At 51.8% G+C, this 20313-nt stretch carries 18 protein-coding genes; 5 read left to right on the top strand and 13 right to left on the bottom strand.

The genetic code is table 11. The features are described from left to right. Positions 1-51: 51 nt before the first annotated feature. Positions 52-1827: an aspartate--tRNA ligase gene (aspS, locus tag GBK04_RS19255; protein WP_152762470.1), complete on the bottom strand. Its 1776-nt coding sequence runs from the start codon at positions 1825-1827 to the stop codon at positions 52-54. 91 nt (positions 1828-1918) lie between these two features. Between aspS and GBK04_RS19260 the strand changes: the two genes are divergently transcribed. Next, the gene (locus GBK04_RS19260) at positions 1919-2836 is read left to right on the top strand and encodes a PE-PGRS family protein (protein WP_373331137.1); all 918 of its coding nucleotides are present in this window, start codon (positions 1919-1921) and stop codon (positions 2834-2836) included. A gap of 197 nt (positions 2837-3033) precedes the next feature. On the opposite strand, the gene GBK04_RS19265 is transcribed toward GBK04_RS19260, so the two are convergent. The 8 genes from GBK04_RS19265 to GBK04_RS19300 form a co-directional block, all read right to left on the bottom strand. Then, entirely contained in the window at positions 3034-3684 is a 651-nt protein-coding gene (locus tag GBK04_RS19265; protein WP_152762474.1) for a response regulator transcription factor, read from the bottom strand. Between the two features lie 124 nt (positions 3685-3808). Beyond that, a complete protein-coding gene (locus GBK04_RS19270; RefSeq protein ID WP_152762476.1) occupies positions 3809-4681 on the bottom strand; it encodes a sensor histidine kinase in 873 nt (290 codons plus the stop codon). Beyond that, a complete protein-coding gene (locus GBK04_RS19275) occupies positions 4662-5357 on the bottom strand; it encodes a hypothetical protein (RefSeq protein ID WP_152762478.1) in 696 nt (231 codons plus the stop codon). The genes GBK04_RS19270 and GBK04_RS19275 overlap by 20 nt, the downstream gene beginning before the upstream one ends. 14 nt (positions 5358-5371) lie before the next feature. Beyond that, the gene (locus tag GBK04_RS19280) at positions 5372-5737 is read right to left on the bottom strand and encodes a hypothetical protein (protein ID WP_152762481.1); all 366 of its coding nucleotides are present in this window, start codon (positions 5735-5737) and stop codon (positions 5372-5374) included. Between the two features lie 380 nt (positions 5738-6117). Next, entirely contained in the window at positions 6118-6888 is a 771-nt protein-coding gene (gene rlmB, locus GBK04_RS19285; RefSeq protein WP_152762483.1) for a 23S rRNA (guanosine(2251)-2'-O)-methyltransferase RlmB, read from the bottom strand. Further along, entirely contained in the window at positions 6864-8147 is a 1284-nt protein-coding gene (locus tag GBK04_RS19290; protein WP_152762485.1) for a GWxTD domain-containing protein, read from the bottom strand. Before GBK04_RS19290 ends, rlmB begins: the two co-directional genes overlap by 25 nt. 103 nt (positions 8148-8250) lie before the next feature. After that, on the bottom strand, positions 8251-9057 hold the full coding sequence (locus tag GBK04_RS19295; RefSeq protein WP_152762487.1) for a crotonase/enoyl-CoA hydratase family protein: 807 nt from the start codon (positions 9055-9057) through the stop codon (positions 8251-8253). 92 nt (positions 9058-9149) lie between these two features. Then, complete coding sequence (locus tag GBK04_RS19300; RefSeq protein WP_373331138.1) at positions 9150-10406, bottom strand: hypothetical protein; 1257 nt, start codon at positions 10404-10406, stop codon at positions 9150-9152. Between the two features lie 197 nt (positions 10407-10603). On the opposite strand from GBK04_RS19300, the gene GBK04_RS19305 reads away from it, so the two are divergent. Continuing rightward, entirely contained in the window at positions 10604-11728 is a 1125-nt protein-coding gene (locus GBK04_RS19305; protein ID WP_152762491.1) for a trans-sulfuration enzyme family protein, read from the top strand. Here GBK04_RS19305 and GBK04_RS19310 read toward each other — a convergent pair. Beyond that, complete coding sequence (locus GBK04_RS19310) at positions 11707-12555, bottom strand: SDR family oxidoreductase (protein ID WP_152762493.1); 849 nt, start codon at positions 12553-12555, stop codon at positions 11707-11709. The two genes, GBK04_RS19305 and GBK04_RS19310, sit on opposite strands and share 22 nt — an antisense overlap. Before the next feature lie 136 nt (positions 12556-12691). On the opposite strand from GBK04_RS19310, the gene GBK04_RS31610 reads away from it, so the two are divergent. Both GBK04_RS31610 and GBK04_RS19315 read left to right on the top strand, forming a co-directional pair. Beyond that, entirely contained in the window at positions 12692-13633 is a 942-nt protein-coding gene (locus tag GBK04_RS31610; protein WP_505952488.1) for a carboxypeptidase-like regulatory domain-containing protein, read from the top strand. Continuing rightward, on the top strand, positions 13588-15261 hold the full coding sequence (locus GBK04_RS19315) for a DUF5686 family C-terminal domain-containing protein (protein WP_505952489.1): 1674 nt from the start codon (positions 13588-13590) through the stop codon (positions 15259-15261). The genes GBK04_RS31610 and GBK04_RS19315 overlap by 46 nt, the downstream gene beginning before the upstream one ends. A 17-nt stretch (positions 15262-15278) precedes the next feature. On the opposite strand, the gene GBK04_RS19320 is transcribed toward GBK04_RS19315, so the two are convergent. From GBK04_RS19320 to GBK04_RS19325, 3 genes are all read right to left on the bottom strand, one after another. Next, positions 15279-16358 carry a phosphotransferase enzyme family protein gene (locus GBK04_RS19320; protein WP_152762495.1) on the bottom strand — a complete coding sequence of 360 codons (1080 nt, stop codon included), beginning with the start codon at positions 16356-16358 and terminating at the stop codon, positions 15279-15281. 86 nt (positions 16359-16444) lie between these two features. Beyond that, positions 16445-16666, bottom strand: coding sequence for a hypothetical protein (locus GBK04_RS30820; protein WP_373331139.1), 222 nt, complete (start codon positions 16664-16666; stop codon positions 16445-16447). Beyond that, the gene (locus GBK04_RS19325; RefSeq protein WP_373331140.1) at positions 16663-18291 is read right to left on the bottom strand and encodes a M1 family metallopeptidase; all 1629 of its coding nucleotides are present in this window, start codon (positions 18289-18291) and stop codon (positions 16663-16665) included. Before GBK04_RS19325 ends, GBK04_RS30820 begins: the two co-directional genes overlap by 4 nt. Before the next feature lie 120 nt (positions 18292-18411). On the opposite strand from GBK04_RS19325, the gene GBK04_RS19330 reads away from it, so the two are divergent. Next, positions 18412-20298 carry a CocE/NonD family hydrolase gene (locus tag GBK04_RS19330; protein WP_152762497.1) on the top strand — a complete coding sequence of 629 codons (1887 nt, stop codon included), beginning with the start codon at positions 18412-18414 and terminating at the stop codon, positions 20296-20298. The last annotated feature ends 15 nt before the right edge of the window (positions 20299-20313 follow it).

Genomic DNA, 20313 nt, shown 5'->3' on the forward strand with positions numbered 1-20313 from the left:
AGAGAATTTCATTCGAAGTCTTTAAAAAAATGGGTGACAGTTGCGAGCGGATCAATGGGCAGCCACCTGTATGGTGAGTTCTTTCAGTTGCTGGTGGGAAATTGAAGAAGGAGAGTCGATCATGACATCCCGGCCCGAGTTATTTTTTGGAAAAGCGATAAAATCACGGATTGAGTCGGCCCCGCCAAACAGCGAGCACAGGCGGTCGAAGCCGAAGGCGATTCCAGCATGCGGAGGAGCGCCAAATTCGAAAGCATTAAGCAGAAAGCCAAACTGCGCCTGGGCTTCTTGGGGAGTGAATCCTAAAATTTCGAACATTTTCTGCTGAAGTTCTTTCTGGAAAATCCGTACCGAGCCACCGCCGACTTCCACGCCATTGATAACCATATCGTATGCATTGGCCCGTACCTTCCCCGGCTCCGTACCGAGCAGCGGAATATCTTCGGGCTTGGGACTGGTAAAAGGATGGTGCATGGCATACCAGCGTTGCTGACCGGTAGCTTCGTCTTCTCCGTACTCCAGCAGCGGGAAATCTACGACCCATAGCACGCGATAGTCGTCGGTTTGGCGTAGGCCGAGGCGGGTACCCATTTCCAGACGTAGTTCGTTGAGTTGCTTGCGGGCGGTATCGGCTCCACCCGAAACCAGCAGAAGTAAGTCGCCAGGCTTGGCGTCAAAAGCTTCGGCCCACTGGCGCAAGGTACCTTCATCGTAAAATTTGTCTACCGAAGATTTCAGGGTTCCGTCTTCATTATAGCGCACGTAAATCAACCCTTTGGCCCCGATCTGCGGACGTTTCATCCATTCGGTGAGTTCGTCCATTTGTTTGCGGGTGTACGAAGAACAGCCTGGGGCGCAAATGCCCACCACCAGTTCGGCCGCATCGAAAACAGGAAAATCCTGGCCGGAGGTCAGGTCAGTATCTAATCCTTTCAATTCCACAAATTCCAGCCCGAACCGGATGTCGGGTTTGTCCGATCCGTAGCGCTGCATGGCTTGAGCGTAAGTCATGCGGGGTACCTCAGGTAGGTCGATGTTCTTGACATTTTTGAACAAATGCCGGATGAGCCCCTCAAAAGTATTCAATACGTCTTCCTGGGTTACGAAAGCCATTTCGCAGTCGATCTGAGTAAACTCGGGCTGGCGGTCGGCCCGAAGGTCCTCGTCCCGGAAACACTTTACAATCTGATAATAGCGGTCAAAGCCTGATACCATCAGCAGTTGCTTGAAGGTTTGGGGAGATTGGGGTAGGGCGTAGAATTCACCGGGATTCATGCGGCTGGGTACTACAAAATCGCGGGCGCCTTCGGGCGTGGATTTGATCAGAACGGGAGTTTCTACCTCGATGAAGTCCAGCTTGTCCAGATAGCCACGGGTGTGGCGGGCTACCTGATGGCGTAGCATCAGATTCTGACGAATAGGCGTACGGCGCAGATCCAGGTAACGGTACTTCATGCGTAGGTCCTCGCCACCGTCGGTTTCGTCTTCGATCAGGAAAGGCGGAAGCTTGGCCGGATTCAGTACTACTAATTCATGTACCCGCACCTCGATGGCCCCAGTAGGTAGCTTGTCATTCTTGGAATACCGCTCGATCACCTCCCCTTTGGCCCCGATCACAAACTCGCGGCCCAGCGTACGGGCCGTTTCCAGCAGTTCGGCACTGGCCTTGCCTTCCTCGAACAAAAGCTGGGTAATTCCGTAGCGGTCTCTTAGATCAATCCAAAGCATGCCGCCTTTGTCGCGCGTGCGCTGCACCCATCCACAGAGGGTAACTTCTTGACTGACATGATCTAAACGGAGTTCGCCACAGGTGTGAGTTCGTAACATAAAAGAAAATTAATTCAATTTGTACCGGGTTGCTTATGAGTTGAGGGGCAAAAGTACGTATTTTTACCAAATGTACCTTGATGAAGATTTAATGAAGTCTGCCCACGCGTTCCCTTTTTCCCTTTTGTTTCTGCTGTTTATCACAACCGCCTGCCTGGACAAGGATCCGGTGGTCGTCGATCCTGATACTACCAGATCCGATGTATTTGAGAGTGTACCCCTGCGCGTGCCCATTGCTCCCGGCCAGGTGGACGAAGCCTCGGGCCTGGCCGACAGCCGAACCCTGCCCGGCTACCTTTGGACGCACGAAGACGCGGGCAGTGATAATCGGCTTTTCCTGCTTAATCATGAAGGTACCTCGATCAGCAGTTATGTGCTGCCTGGCATTGTCAATTACGATTGGGAGGACATTGCCGTGGGTGGCGGGCCACAGGAAGGGGTAAGCTATCTGTATATTGGCGATATTGGTAACAATGATGCCAATCCGGGCGTGACTTCTCACTCGATATACCGAATGCCCGAACTGACGAGCCTCGAAGGCAGTTTTTCCGCCGATCAAATCGCAAGGGTCACATACCGCTATCCCGAAGGTACCCCCGATGCCGAAACGCTGTTATTTGATTCGGTAACCAAGGATCTCTTTGTTATTTCCAAAGAACTCGAGAGGACCCGGATCTATCGCCTGCCGTACCCACAGTCTACCGACGGAGTCGTTACGGCAGAACTGGTGGGGCAAATTCCGGCGGTGCTACTAGCTACGGGTGGAGATATTTCGGCAGATGGGCAGGAGATTCTGATACGTACCTATACAAATGTCTACTACTGGCGACGCAAATCGGGTGAAACCATTGGTCAAGCGCTCCTGCGGCAGGCCTCGAAGACCCTACCTTACGAGCTGGAACCTCAGGGCGAAGCGGTCTGTTTCGATCGGGAGATGAAGGGGTACTTTACGCTGAGCGAACGCCGTACCGCCACGAGTGTTACGTTGAATTACTACGGGCGGAAGTGAGTTTTTTAGAACAGGAGTGGCTAAGTACAGGAGTATAGAAGGGGCAGAGGCACATAGGGACAACGTGTTTTGAGATTGAAGAGTAGGTACCCTGATGTTCAAATTTCCTTTCAACAATTACACAATTACACAATAACACAATTACACAATTACACAACAGCGCGGGCTGCCGCCTCGGGGCGCCCCGCCGTACACAATTAAATCAAGTGATTCTTATAGGCGAAGGCTACGGCGGCGGCGGTATTTTTGGTGCCCGTTTTTTCCAGAATCCGCAGGCGGTGTCCTTCTACGGTACGGGTACTTATAAATAATTTGTCGCTGATTTCGGCGGTAGAAAGCCCGTCACACAGCAGCCTGAGTACCTCCTGCTCCCGATTGGAAAGGCCTACCTGGGTCGTGGTGGTAAAAAACGGCTGCTTATTGGGCGACCGGTTAACCATTTTGCGATGCATCGCCCGCGAAACGAAGTCGCTGTAATAAAATCCTTCTTCGGCCACTCGGCGAATCGCTTTTTCTACCTCGTCGGGCGAGGTATCTTTGAGCAGGTACCCCTGCACGCCTTTCTCAAGCATGTGAATGACGAAGCGGTCTTCATCGTACATGGATACCACGATTACTTTTACTTCAGGGTGCTTTTCAAGCAGGATTTCGGTGGCTTGCATGCCGTCCATGACGGGCATTTGCAAATCCATCAGCACAATGTCAACCGAGCGGGTGGCAATCTTATCCAGCAGTTCCTGGCCATTTGCAGCTTCAAGAACAAACTCAAAATCGGATATTCCGCTGAGCATGGAAATAAAGCCCTTTCGGAATAGTTCATGATCGTCGGCAATGGCAAGTTTGAGCATTGTGTTGTGTAACTGTTTATTGGGTGAGGGGCAATTGCGTAAAAATAGATTTTTTTCTTAATCAGTTGACGATCAGTATTGGGTTTCAAATTAGATCTAACTTTCCAACAATTCAACAAGGAATTCATACACTCCGGTCAGCAGGCGACTTTCTGAACGGGTGCAATGGTTCGGGCTTGATGGGGCGCTCGGCTTCTACGGGAATCTGCACCCGGGCCCGCAGCCCCCGGATGCCAGGCTTCTGATAGTTCACCGCCCCGTTGATCACGCTCAGGCGGCTCTCGATGTTGCGTAATCCCAGACCCTCCTGTTGGCTGGGTTCTAAGCCCTTGACGTCGAACCCTTTGCCATTGTCCGTTACCTGAAGTTCCAATTTCCCTTTGTCCAAGTGCAGGTCGATCTCGATTTCGTCGCAATTGGCGTGTTTGATGGCATTGTTGACAAGTTCCTGCATGATTCGGTAAAGGGCCAGTTCTACTCGGGGCGAGAGCCGGGGAATATGCTCGGTGTCGCACTGAAAATGGACAGTAAGTGAAACATTGTCGCTCAAGCGGTGGATGAACTCTTCGATGGCGGCTACCAATCCAAACTGCTCCAATGTCGTAGGTACCAGGTCGCGGGTGATACGCCGCACGTGGATGATGGTTTCTTCCACCAGCGATTGGGCTTTATGCAGGGTAAACTCAGAGCGCGGATCTTCCTTGTTCATGTTTTTATGGAGCTGATTGAGGCTGAGCTTGGTGAGCGAAAGCATGGTACCGATGTCGTCATGCAGGTCCTGGGCAATGCGCCTCCGCTCGGCCTCTTCTGAATTCAGGGCGGTTTCGAGCAACATCCGTTGATAGTTCTTTTCCACATCGCGCAGATTTTTTTCCTGCTCAAGCCGCTTCTTTTGGTAATAGATGATGAAGGTGATCACAAACCCGGCCATGAGCAGCATGGCCAGCGAGGCAATCAGAATCGACCAGCGCAATTGCTCAGGATTCAGGGCTGTCATGATGGGCTCGGGTTTGCCAGATACCAATTGAAAACAAAAGCAGGGAGATGATCTCGACGACGTTGGGTACCTCTTCGACAAAGCCCAGCTTCAAATCGTCTTCCCATACATACATATAGTACCAAAAGGGAAAGTAAAAGATATTGCCGGAATAAAAAAGGAGCAATCCGGCACAGACCCAGAAAAAAGGGTAACTGATGATATTTTTTACGGTCAGGGTTTTGGTCATTTCGTAGAAATACAGCAGCGCCCACAGAATAATCAGGACGCTTTCCACCACTTGCGAGTACCTCCCTACCCGGTGGTTGTGCAGATCGCTCAGTAGGGTATTACTGGCGTACACATCCAGAATGGTAAAAGGTACAAAACCGATCAGGGTATACAGGACCATTTTCCTGAACCCGGGTGAACGGAACTTGTAATAAAACATACCGCTGAATAAAAGATAGCGGCAGGGTACAAAAAGATTCAGCAAGAGCAGGTTGTTGGACCGATGGGCCGCCAAATGAATCATTCCTAAGCCTAATACCAGATCCAGGCATAGGAATATAGTCAAGAGCCGGAACGCTCGATCCAACCACGCAAAGCGGTAAAATGCCAGAGACAGAGGCAGTAAAATAAAAAAAACGGCAAAACTGGCCAGCGGGTACCGCTCGAAATAGGTAAAATAAGCCATAGGCTCAGCCGGGATTAGGGATTGCAGTTGTGCGGGCAACAGGGCCCCCCAGCCAAAGCGTCGTCGTCACCGGCTGGCATGTCTTTCAGACCCACACGGGTACGGGTCAGATCCTTCCCGTCGGCGTCCACCGCTACCACCACCACGTGATCGGCCAATTCCCTATCCTCGGAGACCCCAAAGTAAAACCGTAATCCTACGCAGCCGTCTTTTTTCATGAGTTTCTGGAGCTGCTTGTTACCATAAAACTGGGCTTCGACGTAGGTGCCGGGCTTCTGTCCTTCCTTCTTTTTCTTTTCATGAAAACGGCCCGTAAACTCAGCCGCCTGGGCTGATGAAATAAACTTGCCTTCTTCACCGGTCAATTTAGTAGTGTTCATACGATGGGTTGATTTTAACAAAACAGATATAAAATAGTGATTTCAAGTTACAGGCAATCGTGCATCCTGCCAAACCGTTGACTAAATGCTCAGATATTTTCCAGGGTATTCGTTTGTAGGAGAGTCTTTTAAATAAAAGACCGTTGGATAAATCAAGTAAAAATACCTACGTATATTCAGGTAGTTGAATGAACAGAGGCTGCGAATCTACCCATTTTCTAAAACGGGTAGATTCGCTCTAAAACCTGAAACGAAGCCAGGGTACCTTTGTAGTGGCCATGAAAGCGGCAATTCGCTCCATATACAAATAGGTTAGGTTAAACTCAAAAACCGGAAGCGCTATGCCTCCGGTTTTTTTACTCGCTTCATAAAGAAACATCCTAGGATTGGCTGCGCTGCCGGACGGCTTCATACAATACCACGGCCGTGGCCGCTGATACGTTCAGCGACTCAACCTGGCCCAGTAACGGAATGCGCACTTTGTGGTCGGAGAGCCGGAGTAGTTGCTCCGAAATGCCGTCTTCTTCCGAGCCCAGGATGACCACCGTAGGAATGGTGAAGTCGACCTCATACAAGCTACCCTCGCTCTTTTCCGTGCAGGCCACCACTTGCAAACCGCTGTCGCGCAGATAATGAAGGGTATCCAGAATACTACCTTCGCGGCTGACGGGTAGGTAGTTGAGCGCACCCGATGAGGTTTTCATCGCGTCGGCGTTGATCTGGCTGCCTCCCTTGAAAGGTACCAGCAAAGCCTGCACACCCGCGCATTCGGCGGTGCGGGCAATGGCTCCGAAATTGCGGACGTCGGTGATGCGGTCGAGCATCAGGAACAGGGGCGTTTTACCCTCTTCGTATACCTGCGTCAGCACATTATGGGCCGAAACATACCGCACAGGCGAGATGAAACAAACCACACCCTGATGGTTTTTACGGGTCAGGCGGTTGAGTTTTTCCACCGGTACCTTACTGACGGGCGCCTGCAACTCGGTGGCCAGCTGCTGAATTTCGGGAAAGCTTTGATCTTTCTGGATCAGGAGCCGTTCGATTTCTTTCCCCGAACGAAGGGTTTCCAAAACAGATTGAATCCCGAAAACCATGTCGGATTTCGGGATTGAGGGGGTTTTTCTTACCGGATAGCGCCGTTTCTCCATGCTTCTACTACGGGATACCAAATGGGCTGGTACTCTACGTAGCGCACCAACTCATAATGATCGTCCACGAATTGGTTAGATCGTTTGTTAAAAGTAAAATTGACGTTCGTGGCGTTGGCCTTCTGGTCATACACCCACACTTCCTTGTCCTTGCTGCGCTGTACCTTATCAGGTGGGCCCAGAATAATAAATATCATTCCCTTGTCCGTTTTCCAGCCTTCTTTATAGCTGGTGAACAGGCGGTTGGCTTCTTCCACCCGGCTATAATAATTGCGGATCACCTGCCGGGCCAGTTCGGGATTTCCTCCCATCAGCGACAGCCAGTATTTGTCCAGGGCTTTCTTGCTGTCGCGAGCATTCTGCATTTCGGTGATTTCCTGGTTGGTACTCATGTATAAGAGCGGTTCTTTCAATTGCTCCGGCCGGGTCATTTTAGGGTACCGGTCGTTGGTCACCAGCAAGCCCAACCCTTCGGCTTGGGTAGTATCCGACTGAATGTAGTACAACCCTTCCTGCGCAAAAGCGACCGATTCGTTACTCTGAATCGTGAACGTACTATCTACTTGCAGCGACTTGGAGACGGTCCGCGGTACGGTGTTCATGGGAGAAGCCGCCGCATCGAACCCATGGCGATAATAGAATACCTGAAGCGGTTCCGATCTGTCGCTGATGGAGCGAATCTGCACGGGCTCATTCTGAGTGACGAAATGGCGGCGCAGGGGTACCTGCTTCCCGGACTCGTACACCGCGAACCGGTCGCTGTCGCGCTGCTCACGAAACCGGATGGCGAGGTCATTCAACACTTTTTTCAGGGTACCCGTCTGGCTGATTTCCATGAGCAGAACGCCATAGTCCTTGCCGGGTTTTTTGACATCAAACTGAGCTACGACCTGATCGCCCAGCCGGGTGAGGTTTTGGGGGGTCAAAGGTACATTGCCGTAGGCGAGCCGGTCGCGGGTTCCGTAATCGGAGTACATGACGTAGTTGAGGTTATACAGGCGTATAAAATCCTCTACACTGATAGGCGTTTGATTCGCCACCGCATCCACGTACACGAACACGCGCACCTGGGTGGAGTCGATATTGATAAATTTGCTGGTGACGCCTACCAGCGTGGGCTCGTTGATAGACGTTGGGGCAGCCTGACCGGCAGCGCGTTGCGATTCCACCGAACGCACCGCCGTCTGCTTTGATGAGGTACAGGCACCTACACACAAAGCAAGTACCGAAAGGTAGGCGAGAGAAAACTTGATCTTCATACTGGTTTTTCCTGGTTACGGTCAAATAACGAAGGAAGTGGTCGATTTACCCAAAAAAGAGCAAAAAAAGTTCTTTGTTCCGAGCGGAGAGTTCTGATACTGATTACAAAAAATTTGCTTCCCGTTTCTGAATCGATGCCTGAAAGGCCTCCGTCAGGTCGTTGGACAGCAGCATGGCAGCATTCCAGGTAGCCATATAGTCAAGGCCATCGGCTACAGAATGGTCGCGGGAATAATTGAGAATGTGCTTGGTACCCCGGATGGATAGGGGCGATTTAGCGGCGATTTGATGGGCCACGTTAGCAACGCCTTCCTGCATTTTTTCCTTAGTTTCAAAAGCTTCATTCACCAAACCAATCCGTTGGGCCTCGGGGCCAAATACTGAACGTCCCGTAAAGGCAATTTCGCGCAGGGTACCTTGCGGAATGATGTGGGGCAGACGCTGCAAGGTACCCAAATCGGCCACCATACCCATATCTATTTCACGGATGCTAAAAAACGCATCTTCCGTACAGTAGCGCAGGTCACAAGCCGCCACAAGATCGACCCCCGCGCCTATGCAACCCCCGTGGATGGCGGCGATCACGGGTTTGCTGCATTGCTCGATGGCATTGATGGGGACCTGCAAAGCCAGAATCTGTTTGCGGAGTTTTTCCCGCTTACGCCCTTCGCAATTTTCTGTGAGGCCCGTCACGCTCATCAGTAGCTCCAGATCGATGCCGGAACAGAAATGCTTCCCCTCGCCACTCAGCACGATCACGCGTACCTGTTCGTCCTCATCCAGCGCTTCAAAAACGTTTTGGATTTCCTTCCAGGCCGTTTGGTTGAGGGCGTTGGCGCGCTGCGGTCGGTTGAATTTCACATGCGCTACGTGATTTTCGACGGAGAGGAGCAGGGTGGTGAGTTCCATAGTTGAGGGTTTTGCTGCCGCAAAGGTGGGAAAAATAAAGTTCTTTGTTCAAGGTACCCGCTTGGTATTACACGATCTTCTACTAAAGGTACCTACTGAAACTTGGCCAGTTGTTTGGCGTAGGTTTCCGGTTTTTCTTTTACGATTTTCGCAATGGCTACCGCCTTCTCAGCGGCTTGTTTTCCTTCGGCCTTCTTGCCTAACCGCCAGTACGCTTCCGATTGCTCACGGTACAATTCGGCCACTTCGGCCCGATTCAGAGCCACGGGTTTGAAAGGCTTCAGGGCATCGTTGATCCACGTAACCAGACTGGCGGCGTAAGAATTGTCCGGCGCTTTTTCGTTGAAAAACCGCATCAGGTAGGCGTAATCGATAATCTTGGGCGCATTGGATGCCCGGTATTCGTCGAAACGAGCGGTGGCGGCAGCTGTATTATTCTCGCGGAAATAGGCCTCCAGTTCTTTCAGGATCGTCCGTTGGGCCGCTATGGGGGCGGGGGTACCTAGAGATTCCATGGCCTTGCGAATGGCTATGATGTCGGTCGAGGGTAAAGTGTTGGTTTGCCGGCCATACAAGCTCTGGTATAGGACACTCTCGCCCGCCTGCTGAACGGGCTGGGGGCCATATTTACTACGATACGTATCCAAATGGCTGAAAAAGTACTGAGCCATCGGATTCTGCATGTCGTCGATGAAGCGGCTGATGATGAAAAACCCTACCTGACTTTCCAGATCGGCCGGTAGTGCAAACAATTTTCCGAATTCCTGGGTAAGGACCGCCAGTTGCGCCGTGTCGCGGGTAGTTTTGGCATAACGGGCGTAGTTGATCAGGAAGTCCAGATTCCGGTCGCCCTGCGCGTAGCGGGCCGGATAGCTGCTGGTGCGGGTAGCGGGCGAAAGCGCGTCGTGGCCGTGGCGAAGTACCTCCTGAATGAATTCGGGGCGGGTCGGCTTGTCGATGGGGGTACCCTGATGAATGAGTTGACCACTGCCGTCGAAGAACAAAAACAGCGGAAATTCGGAGTACAGGATTTTTTTCTTCTCCTGCAAGGCTTTGGAAAGCGGTGAGTTGGCCTCGTACTTGGCACTGACAAAGGTGGAATCATAGAAATCGCCCACTTTTTTCTCGTCCAGTACCGGAGCCAGCGCCTCGCAGTGTGGGCAGCCTTTGAGGTATATTTCTACGAACGCCAGTTTGTTCTGGCGCTTGGCCTCAGCGATGAGTTCATCTATACCTTTTTCCTGAAAATGAATCCCCTGGGCGTGGGAAGAGGTACTTAAGGTTGCAATAAAAATCAGAAGCAGGCCAAGTGTTCTCAAAGTGTTGGCTTTATACAATGTGGCATACATAACGAGGAGGAAAGTTTGTTTTTAACTTTAATCGAAACAAAAATCGGGCAAATTTTCGGTACTTTGAAAAAACCGGGTCTGACACTTCGCAGTTCAATTTTTTTATACCGCAAGTACCCCGCCTGACTGGTAAAGCAGAATTCAGAAATACAAATTCCTGATTTACAGCAAAACTATATTAATTTATAAATCATCTCATGCATCCCGAAACCCTGGCTCTCCACCATTCCGATTTCAAAGATAAAAACGCCGCTGCCGTCGTGCCGCCCCTGTATCTCTCGACGACCTATGAGCGGGACGAAAACTACGAACTACCCCAGGGGTACCTTTATACCCGCGCCGGAAACCCCAACCGCCATCAGCTCGAACAGGCTCTGGCTGCGTTGGAAGGCGGAAGCGAGGCGATGGCTTTTGCATCCGGACAAGCCGCCACGATGACCCTGCTGCAATGCCTGAAAGCGGGTGATCACGTGCTGATTCCTGACGATGCCTACTATGGAACGCCCGCCCTGTTGCAGGAATTGTTTCTGCTGTGGGGGCTCACCTTCACCAAGGTAGATACCACCGACCTGGCTGCCATAAAAGAAGCCATCCGCCCCGAAACCCAACTGATCTGGCTGGAAACGCCTTCGAATCCTTTGCTCAAAGTGAGTGATCTGACCGCCGTTTCAAAGCTTGCGCGGGAACATGGGCTCCTTAGCGTGTGCGACAATACTTGGGCAACACCTGTGTTGCAACGCCCGCTGGATTTGGGTTGTGATGTGGTGATGCACTCGACCACGAAGTACCTCGGCGGCCATAGCGATGTGCTGGGGGGCGCGTTGGTATTTAAGCAAAAAAGCGAAATGTCAGAACGCGCCCGGCAAATCCAAACGTTGGGCGGAGCAGTACCTTCGCCGTTCGACTGCTGGCTGGTGGCGCGCGGCATCAAGACCCTGGCTGTGCGGATACGGCAACAGTCGGCCAATGCACAGCGCCTGGCGGAGTTTTTGGAAAATCATGCTGCCATCGAGCGGGTGCATTATCCGGGCTTGACTTCTCACCCCGGACATAAAGTGGCCCAACGACAAATGATACTGAGCGGCGGGATGCTTTCGGTGCAGGTACGGGGAGGAAAAGAGGAAGCGCTGGCTTTTGTCAAAAAACTGAATCTCTTCACCGTCGCTACCAGCCTGGGCGGGGTGGAAAGTCTGATCGAGCATCGGGCGTCGACGGAAGGGCCGGACACTCTCACGCCGCAAAATCTATTGCGCGTGTCGGTCGGGCTGGAGCATGCCGATGATTTGATGGCCGATCTGGATCAGGCTTTGGCGGGAATGTAATCTTTGACCAAATCCTCACTGAGTTTCCAAAGTTCGGTGGCCAGAAACTTGCTGTGCGTTTCTTTGGCGGGTTTTATAGGCTGCATGTTTTCGAAATATTTGCCCGTTACACCAAAGACTTCGGGTGAGCTGGCGAGGTAGATACTCGTTTGCGCTCCCTCCTGCGGCGACTTGGCAAAGGGCCTGACCAGCCACATGACAACGCTACCAAAACTGGAAAAACCGGAGCCGAAACTCGTCGCTACAAAACCAGGATGCAAGGCGTTGGACGTAATTCCCAAGGGTTGCAAACGCGCTGACAATTCATTGGAAAACAGAATATTAGCCAACTTTGAGTTGCCATAGGTTGTCCAAGGTTTGAATTTATCCGGCTTCACGAGCTGGTCGATACGGAACTTCGCGAATTGATGCGCCCCCGACGACACGTGGACGATGCGGGCGTCCGTGCCCGCTTTCAGCAAATCGATCAGGCCCGTTGTGAGCAGGAAATGCCCCACGTGGTTTACGGCAAAAGTCATTTCTATCCCATCCAGTGTAATTTCCTCATGGTCCATCATCAGGCCCGCGTTGTTGATCAGCACATCAATGTGGCTGTAATCGGAGCGGATCTGTTCGACGGCCCGCTGCACCGACGCCAGACTGGAAAGATCACACTCTATGAAGGCTGTTTCGGCTTTAACGCCAATTTCGAGTTGCAGTTTGTCCGCTTTTTTGGGGTTCCGGGCCAAAAGAATCAGGTTGAATCCGCGCTTGGCCAGTTCGAGGGCAGTAACTTTGCCAATTCCCGAAGTAGGACCGGTGATGAGGGCTATTTTTTTGGTGGACATGGGTAGGTGTTTGAGATTCGACTTTCGAGGTTTAATCTTTTACTGAAAAAACTCTATGCCGAACCTTATGAAACTCTGTGACCTAACTCACGATTCGGACGCATTGTTCGTTTAATCAGGAAATCTGGCTATATCTATGCACCTCCGAGTACTTTTCCTGCTGATTGTTTTCTCAAACTTCGCCCGAGCGGGCGGCGTGCGTGGCCTGATCGCCACGTCGCAGGGAGAGGCGCTACCCTACGCGGGCATTGTGGTGCAGGGTACCAGCACAGGTACCCTGGCCAACGCCGAGGGACGTTACGAACTTACGCTCCCGGCGGGTAAGTACGAATTGGTGTTCCAGTACCTTTCTTTTAAGACGCTGACCAAAACCGTTACAATTGGTGAAGATTTTCTGGAACTGAATGTGGTTCTTGAAGAGCAACCGCTCAACCTCGACGCGGCGCAGGTAGGTAGGGGCAAGGAAGATCCGGCGTACAGCGTCATGCGGCGCGCCATTGCCAAAGCGCGTTTTCACCAGCTACAGATCCGCAGTTACACCGCTCGTGCCTACACCCGCAGCACGGCACTACCGACCAAAATTCCGTTTTTGTTGGAAAGACGGTTAAAAAAAGAAGGCGTCCAGGAAGGCAAGGCGTTCCTGAACGAATCCATTACCGAGATCACCTATCGGCGTCCCAACACCTACAATCAGAAGATTCTTTCGACCCGTAACAGCTTGGATAATAGTACCCCTACGCCTAATCAATACGTGCTGGCGAGTTTTTACAGTCCCGAGGTGGGCGGGGCCACCACGCCGTTGTCGCCGAAGGCATTCGCCTATTACAGGTTTGAGTACGAAGGGTTCTTTGAAGATCGGGGCGAGATTGTGAACAAGATCAAAGTGATTCCAAAAGCCTACGGGGAAGGTACCTTTCGCGGAAGTCTGTACATCATCGAAGACCGCTGGGCTATCCACAGTTTTGATCTGGAAACGATCTACGAGGGCTTGAAAATTCGGGTGAAGCAGCTGTTCAGCCCGGTGCAGAACGTGTGGCTGCCGATCAATCAGCAGTTCAGGATCGAAGGGGGTACCTAGGCTTTGCGGGCGAGTTCAAGTATGTGGTGTCGATGAATTATCAGAAGCTCAACATCGACCCCAATCTGAAAGAAGACATCACGATTCTGGACCACAAAAAGGAGGAAAGCACCCCGTCGGTTTCCCGAAAAGCCGACCTGGAAAAAATGATCGAGCAGCAGAAGGAGTTTTCCACCAAGAATTTTCGAAAGCTCATTAAGGAATACGAAAAGGAGGAAAAGAAAGAGCGAAAAGCCGAAGGGAAGGACGTGCGGGCCGTGCGACAGGATTCGATCAGTGTGGATTCGCTGGCCAACAAGCGCGATACGACCTACTGGCAAACCCTGCGCCCCGTGCCGCTGACGGAACTGGAAGTGAAAAGCTACCGCATTCAGGATAGCGTGCGGATCGTGAAGCAAGCTAAGATGGATAAAGATAGCGCCCGCAATGACTCCACGACGTTCAATCCCCTGCATCTGCTGACGGGCCATACTTATAAATTCAAAAACCGCAACTACCTGACCTTTGAGAGCCCGGCCAGTTCGCTGGCTTACAATACCGTGGAAGGGTACGTCTTCGACGTGGTGCTGGAATGGAAAAAACGCTGGGGCCGGAATTACGAAGCCAGTATCAAACCTCTGGCCCGCTACGCCTTCGGTCGCGAAAAGCTGCTGGGTACCTTGCAGGGTACCCTGGGCAACCGAAAGTGGAATGCTACCGTCGAAGGCGGGCAGTATGTATACCAGTTCAACGAAAACAACCCGATTTCGCCCGGCCTGAATAGTCTGACTACGCTGCTTTTTGAGCAGAATTTTCTGAAAATCTACCAGAAACAATTTCTTCGCGCCGAGTACACCTACCGCTACCTGGGTGATATCCTGACCCTCTCGTCCGGCCTGGAATTTTCGGATCGCTCTGAACTTTCCAACCTTGAAAAAACGCAAAAGTACATAGACTGGAAAAACCGTAGCTACACTTCCAACCAACCTGAAAATGCCGAGCTGGCCGATACGGGTTTTCCCAACCACCGCGCCTTGCTCTGGAATGTAAACATGAATTTGAGGCCCTGGCAAAAGTACGCGATCCGCAACGGCCAAAAACGTTATTGGTACAACAAGGGGCCTACCTTTCTGATTGGTTTCAAACGCGCGATTCCGATCGAAGGTACCTCCCCTGACTACACGCAGCTGGAAGGCAGCATCCGGCAGAATCTGGATACAGGACCCCGCGGCAATCTGCGCGCTTCGGTTACCGGTGGTGGATTTATAAGCCAGAAAAAGCTCTATTTTCCCGACTTCCGGCATTTCATGGGCAACGAATTCTTTTTCCAGAATGGCGATATACTCACCAGCTTCAGGATGTTGCCCTACTACCGATACAGCACCGCCGGGCGGTACCTACAGGGCCACGTACTCTGGAATTCGCAACGCTTCCTGCTCACGCGCCTGCCTTTCGTGCGGCTGGCGGGACTAAACGAAATGCTACAGGTACACTACCTGAGTACCCCTTCCGTGAAGAATTATACCGAACTGGTCTATGGCGTGGATGGTATAATCCGGCTTTTCCGGGTGGAGGTAGTGGGGCAATTTATCGGGAATCAATACCAGAGACTGGGACTAAGAATAGGTACCACACTGCGACTGCGATGACCAAAACGCTGACAGCCTTATTGATCAGAAAGCGCATTCTGAATGATGCCCCGCAATGCCTCTTCCTTTCTGTACAAATCCTGTAAAAGTACCATCTGATTACTGGCGCGGTCGAGGTTGTGCTCGGGGTACTGGATGGGATAATACACGTCGTCGTTGAGATAATCGGCCAGAAAACGGATACCCTGCATATAAACCAGAAACAAACCCGAATAAAAAATCGCCGATTTTTCTGTTTCGGTCAGCACGGTTTTCATTTCGGCAAGGTACCCTTCGATCAAGGCCCGGTAGAAATCCTCCCGGACCACAACCTTCTCAAAATCACTACTTTCTTCTGAAACTGGACTCACGAAAGTCCGGATCATGTCGCCCAGATCGGAGATGACCTTGCCGGGCATTAGCGTATCCAGGTCGCAGACGGCCAGGCCCTGCTGTGTGTCGGCATCGAGCAGCACGTTGTTAATCTTGGTATCGTGGTGCATCAGCCGATCAGGGAAATCCGAGTTTTGCAGCAGACTTTCGTAGGTGTCCACAATCTCGTTTTTCTTTAAGAAATATTCGATTACGTCCTGGGCCGTACTTCGGCGCGCATCGGTTGTTGCCGCCAACGCTTCCTGAAACTGCCGGTAGCGGAAACTCAGGTTATGAAAGTCGGGAATGGTAGCCTCGAAGCGCGACATATCCAGCCCGTCAAGATTTCGGGCCAATAAGCCAAACTGACGGGCGGCTTCGTAGGCCTGCTGCGGTGTGGTAGCTTCATTAATAGAGTAAGAGTTTTTAACAAACGGCGTCAACCGCCAGGATTCACCCGCCAGCTCCATGAGTTCGTCTCCCGCCAGGGTAGGAATCGGCGCGACAAAAAGATAATCGGGATGTTGTTTGGCCAAATGCCGTGCTGCCAGCCGCAGGTTATTGGCAATGGCCCCGACCCGAAAAACCGCCGCATTGATTTTTTGCAAAACAAAACGCGCCCCATCCTCTGCCTCTACCAGGAAAGTATCATTGATGTGACCCGAACCAAAACGCCGGGGCTCGGGCAATGGAAATACATCATAGGCAGCCAAAATGCGCTCGAAATCAATGGTTTGTTCTATCATTATTTTAGAAAAATATTAAGTCCCAAAAAAGGGTAGCCTCCGAAGAACCTACCCCTTTCACTAAGGTACTTGCTACCTTAAAAAACTTATTCACTCGTTACTTTCACCCGGGGTACCTCCGTGAGGGTAGGGTACACGTTGTTGTCGGGCTTGATGTCGGCCATGCGGTGGGTAGGGTCGATCAGAATGCGCTGAATGCTGGTGACCGGGCGGTTGATCGTGAAGCTGTACTCCGGATACACCCAGGGCCAGTCGGGTAGGAGGGTGGTTTTGGCGTAGATGTTTTCTTTCTTTTCGCCGCGCATCATTTCCAGGGGATGTAGAAATTTTCCTGGGTACCATCGGTATAGCTCACCACCACGTCGAGGGGCATGGGCATTTTGCCCAGCCGATCCAACACCACGTTGGTTTTGTTGCCGTTGGGCAGCACTTCACGGATGCCGTAGTCGATGGTGCGCGTGGTACCTACCCAATCTTCCCAGTACCAGTCCAACTCCAGGCCGGACTCTTTTTCCATGATGCGCTTCAGGTCGTTGGGATTAGGATGCTTGAATTTCCACTCGTTGAAGTACCGTTTCATGCCCCGGTCGAAGGTGGACTGACCGATGATGTAGCTCAACTGGTGCAGAAAAACACTGCCTTTGGAGTAAGCGGCGGTGCTGTAAGCACGGTTGGTATTGTAGTGGTCCGACTGCGTAGTCATGGGTTCTTCCAGGCCCGACTCTACCAGCCGCTGGTAGGATACGAATGAGCCGTAATGGGTGTCGTTGCGCGAGGGGAAAAGCTGAGCGCTCACCTCACTCGAGGCGTAGGTTGTGAAGCCTTCGTCCATCCAGGGATACTTCGACTCGTTGGTACCCAGCACGTTCTGGAACCAGCTGTGAATGGATTCGTGGACGGTGACACTCACCAGCGCGCGCAGGCTACCTCTTCCCAGAATCAGCGTCGCCATAGGGTACTCCATGCCACCGTCGCCGCCCTGAATCACCGAATATTGCTTGTAAGGGTACCTGCCGAAGCGCTCGTTCATGATTTTGAAACAGCGCACCGCGTAGGGCTCCATTTCTTTCCAATAGTTGGTTGTGTCGTTCTGGTAAAAGAAATGCATGTCGAGGTTATCATCCACTTTCACCACATCGTGCACGTAGTCGGGATCGGCGGCCCATACAAAGTCAGGTACCTGTGGGGCCACAAAGTGCCAGGTGAGGCGGTCGCCTGCTTTATGCGTGACATTCTTTTTGGAATAGCCGTGGCCGATCTCGTCTGGGTTCTGTAGGTACCCCGTCGCGGCGATGGTGTAGGCGGCGTCCATCGTGATTTTTACGTCAAAATCACCCCAAACGCCATAGAACTCGCGGGCAATGTACGGTACGGCGTGCCAGCCTTCATAGTCGTACTCGCTCATTTTGGGGTACCACTGAGCCATCGAATAGTCGATGCCTTCCTTATTGAAGCGGCCCGTGCGGCGGATTTGAATAGGTACCTGCGCCTCAAATTCCATGTCGAAGGTCGTGGTGGTCTTGGGCAGAATCGGTTCGTTGAGTGTCACTTCCAGGATGGTACCCGCTACCTGGTAGGAAACCGCTTTGCCTTTATGTTTCAGGGATTTGACTTTCTCGTAGCCAATTTCGTCGGGCGAAAGCTTATAGATCCGGTCCATCACACGGGAGTCAGGATCGGCGATGGTACGCGAGCGCACGTCCATTTGGCTACCGGGCTGGAAGGCATTGAGGTAGAGGTGATAAAAAACCTTATTGAGCGTATCGGGCGAGTTATTGGTGTATTGTAGTTTCTGGGTACCCGTGTAGCGGTGCGTTTTGGTATCGAAATCCACATTCATTTCGTACTTGACGTGTTGCTGCCAGCGATCCGATTGGGCGAAACTCTGGGTAGCGGCCACCAAACCGAGCAGACTAAAAAGGAAATTCTTCATGAATAGTAGGTAAAGAGGTTTTTTTGCCAAACGTCAAAAATAGACAAAGTAGTTGTTTTACCATCTAATTTCTGATATTTACAGGTAGATTTTCCTTAAAACCAACCCAATCCTTAACCTATGTCGCGCATTTTACTTGTCCTTCTGGGCGCCCTGATGGCCGTTACGTCCATCGCCCAACCTAGTTCCGATCAGCCTTTCATCCAAGAGCATTACAACAAGACGATTTACGATATTCCGATGCGCGACGGCGTGAAGCTGCACACGATCCTGTACACGCCAAAAGACATTTCAGCCAGCAAGAAGTACCCCTTCCTGATGCAGCGCACTTGTTACAGCATCGCCCCTTATGGAGCTGACGAGTTTCCTACCCGCCTCGGCCCCAACCCCTATCTCATGCGGGACGGGTACATTTACGTCTATCAAGACGTGCGCGGCCGCTATATGAGCGAGGGTACCTGGACAAATATGACGCCCCATATTGATAATAAAAAGGGTAAGAACGATGTGGACGAGGCGTCGGATATGTACGACACCATCGAGTTTTTGCTCAAGAATGTTCCGAACAATAACGGCCGGGTGGGTCAGTACGGTACCTCCTATCCCGGCTTTTACACTACGGCCAGTTCGCTCAGCAAGCATCCGGCTCTGAAAGCTTCTTCGCCGCAGGCCCCCATTGCCGACTTTTTCTTTGATGATTTTCACCACAACGGCGCCTTCACCCAAGGGTACTACCTGACCTACCCGGTCTTTGGCATTCAGCACCCCAAGCCGATGACGGATTCCTGGTTCAACGATGAATTCATCAGTGCCAAGCCCGATGGCTATACTTTTAACCTGAACATGGGGCCGTTGAAGAATTTCAACAAGTACTACCAGGACAATTTTTTCTGGCAGGAAACGATGGACCATCCCAATAAGGACGAGTTCTGGCAGAAGCGCGATATCCTGCCACACTTGAAAGGCGTTACGTCGGCCTACATGACAGTGGGCGGCTGGTTCGATGCCGAGGATTTGTACGGGCCGCTGAATACCTACAAGACCATCGAAAAGAACAACCCCAACGCCTACAATACGCTGGTGATGGGGCCGTTCGGACACGGACGCTGGGGCCGAGAAACCGGGCATACGCTGCACAATGACATCTATTTTGGCGACAGCATCGCCACTTTTTATCAGAAGAATATCGAAACTGAATTCTTTTCCCACTTCCTGAAAGGCGCGGGCGACGGCAAAACGGGTCTGCCCGAAGCCTACCTCTTCAACACGGGTCGCAACGAGTGGCGGAAATTTGATCAATGGCCCGCTCCCCAAGCTAAGAAGCAAACGCTGTATTTTCACAAAGACGGCAAGCTGAGTTTCGACAAACCAACCGCCGGGAGTGCCTACACTGAGTACGTCAGTGACCCGCTGAAGCCGGTACCTTACACCGAGGATTTTAACCAGATGACGGGTTTTACGCCCTTCAACTATATGTCAGAAGACCAGCGCTTTGCCTCCACCCGTCCCGACGTGCTGGTGTTCGAGACCGACGTACTGACGGAAGATATCACGCTGGGTGGCGAAATTATGGCCAAGCTCAATTTCAGCACCACGGGTACCGACGCCGATTTTTTTGTCAAGTTGATCGACGTGTATCCCGACGACGAGAAAAACCACAGCTATATGGTAGACAAGGAAGTAGTACTGGCGGGCTACCAGCAGATGGTACGCAGCGAGGTGATGCGCGCCCGTTTTCGCAACAGCTTCTCCAAGCCCGAACTCTTGAAAGCCAATACGCTCACGCCGCTAAATTTCCGCTTGCAGGACGTGCTGCATACCTTCAAAAAGGGCCACAAAATTATGGTACAGGTACAAAGTACCGTCTTCCCGCTTTTCGACCGCAACCCGCAGAAGTACGTCGAAAACATCTACAAAGCCAATCCCGAAGATTTCATCAAAGCCACCCAGCGGATTTACACGCAATCAAACGCGGCGAGTGGGTTGGAAGTGGAGGTTTTGGAATAATCGTAAGGGCGAACC

Source organism: Salmonirosea aquatica, from assembly GCF_009296315.1.
Classification (GTDB): domain Bacteria; phylum Bacteroidota; class Bacteroidia; order Cytophagales; family Spirosomataceae; genus Salmonirosea; species Salmonirosea aquatica.

Excerpts from the sequence above, each read along its gene's own strand:
- GBK04_RS19300 (WP_373331138.1), bottom strand. The coding sequence starts at position 10,406 with ATGTATGCCACATTGTATAAAGCCAACACTTTGAGAACACTTGGCCTG.
- GBK04_RS19305 (WP_152762491.1), top strand. The coding sequence starts at position 10,604 with ATGCATCCCGAAACCCTGGCTCTCCACCATTCCGATTTCAAAGATAAA.
- aspS (WP_152762470.1), bottom strand. The coding sequence starts at position 1,827 with ATGTTACGAACTCACACCTGTGGCGAACTCCGTTTAGATCATGTCAGT.
- GBK04_RS19280 (WP_152762481.1), bottom strand. The coding sequence starts at position 5,737 with ATGAACACTACTAAATTGACCGGTGAAGAAGGCAAGTTTATTTCATCA.
- GBK04_RS19330 (WP_152762497.1), top strand. The coding sequence starts at position 18,412 with ATGTCGCGCATTTTACTTGTCCTTCTGGGCGCCCTGATGGCCGTTACG.
- GBK04_RS19295 (WP_152762487.1), bottom strand. The coding sequence starts at position 9,057 with ATGGAACTCACCACCCTGCTCCTCTCCGTCGAAAATCACGTAGCGCAT.
- GBK04_RS19320 (WP_152762495.1), bottom strand. The coding sequence starts at position 16,358 with ATGATAGAACAAACCATTGATTTCGAGCGCATTTTGGCTGCCTATGAT.
- rlmB (WP_152762483.1), bottom strand. The coding sequence starts at position 6,888 with ATGGAGAAACGGCGCTATCCGGTAAGAAAAACCCCCTCAATCCCGAAA.
- GBK04_RS19325 (WP_373331140.1), bottom strand. The coding sequence starts at position 18,291 with ATGAAGAATTTCCTTTTTAGTCTGCTCGGTTTGGTGGCCGCTACCCAG.
- GBK04_RS19290 (WP_152762485.1), bottom strand. The coding sequence starts at position 8,147 with ATGAAGATCAAGTTTTCTCTCGCCTACCTTTCGGTACTTGCTTTGTGT.
- GBK04_RS19270 (WP_152762476.1), bottom strand. The coding sequence starts at position 4,681 with ATGACAGCCCTGAATCCTGAGCAATTGCGCTGGTCGATTCTGATTGCC.
- GBK04_RS31610 (WP_505952488.1), top strand. The coding sequence starts at position 12,692 with ATGCACCTCCGAGTACTTTTCCTGCTGATTGTTTTCTCAAACTTCGCC.
- GBK04_RS19265 (WP_152762474.1), bottom strand. The coding sequence starts at position 3,684 with ATGCTCAAACTTGCCATTGCCGACGATCATGAACTATTCCGAAAGGGC.
- GBK04_RS30820 (WP_373331139.1), bottom strand. The coding sequence starts at position 16,666 with ATGATGCGCGGCGAAAAGAAAGAAAACATCTACGCCAAAACCACCCTC.
- GBK04_RS19310 (WP_152762493.1), bottom strand. The coding sequence starts at position 12,555 with ATGTCCACCAAAAAAATAGCCCTCATCACCGGTCCTACTTCGGGAATT.
- GBK04_RS19275 (WP_152762478.1), bottom strand. The coding sequence starts at position 5,357 with ATGGCTTATTTTACCTATTTCGAGCGGTACCCGCTGGCCAGTTTTGCC.
- GBK04_RS19260 (WP_373331137.1), top strand. The coding sequence starts at position 1,919 with ATGAAGTCTGCCCACGCGTTCCCTTTTTCCCTTTTGTTTCTGCTGTTT.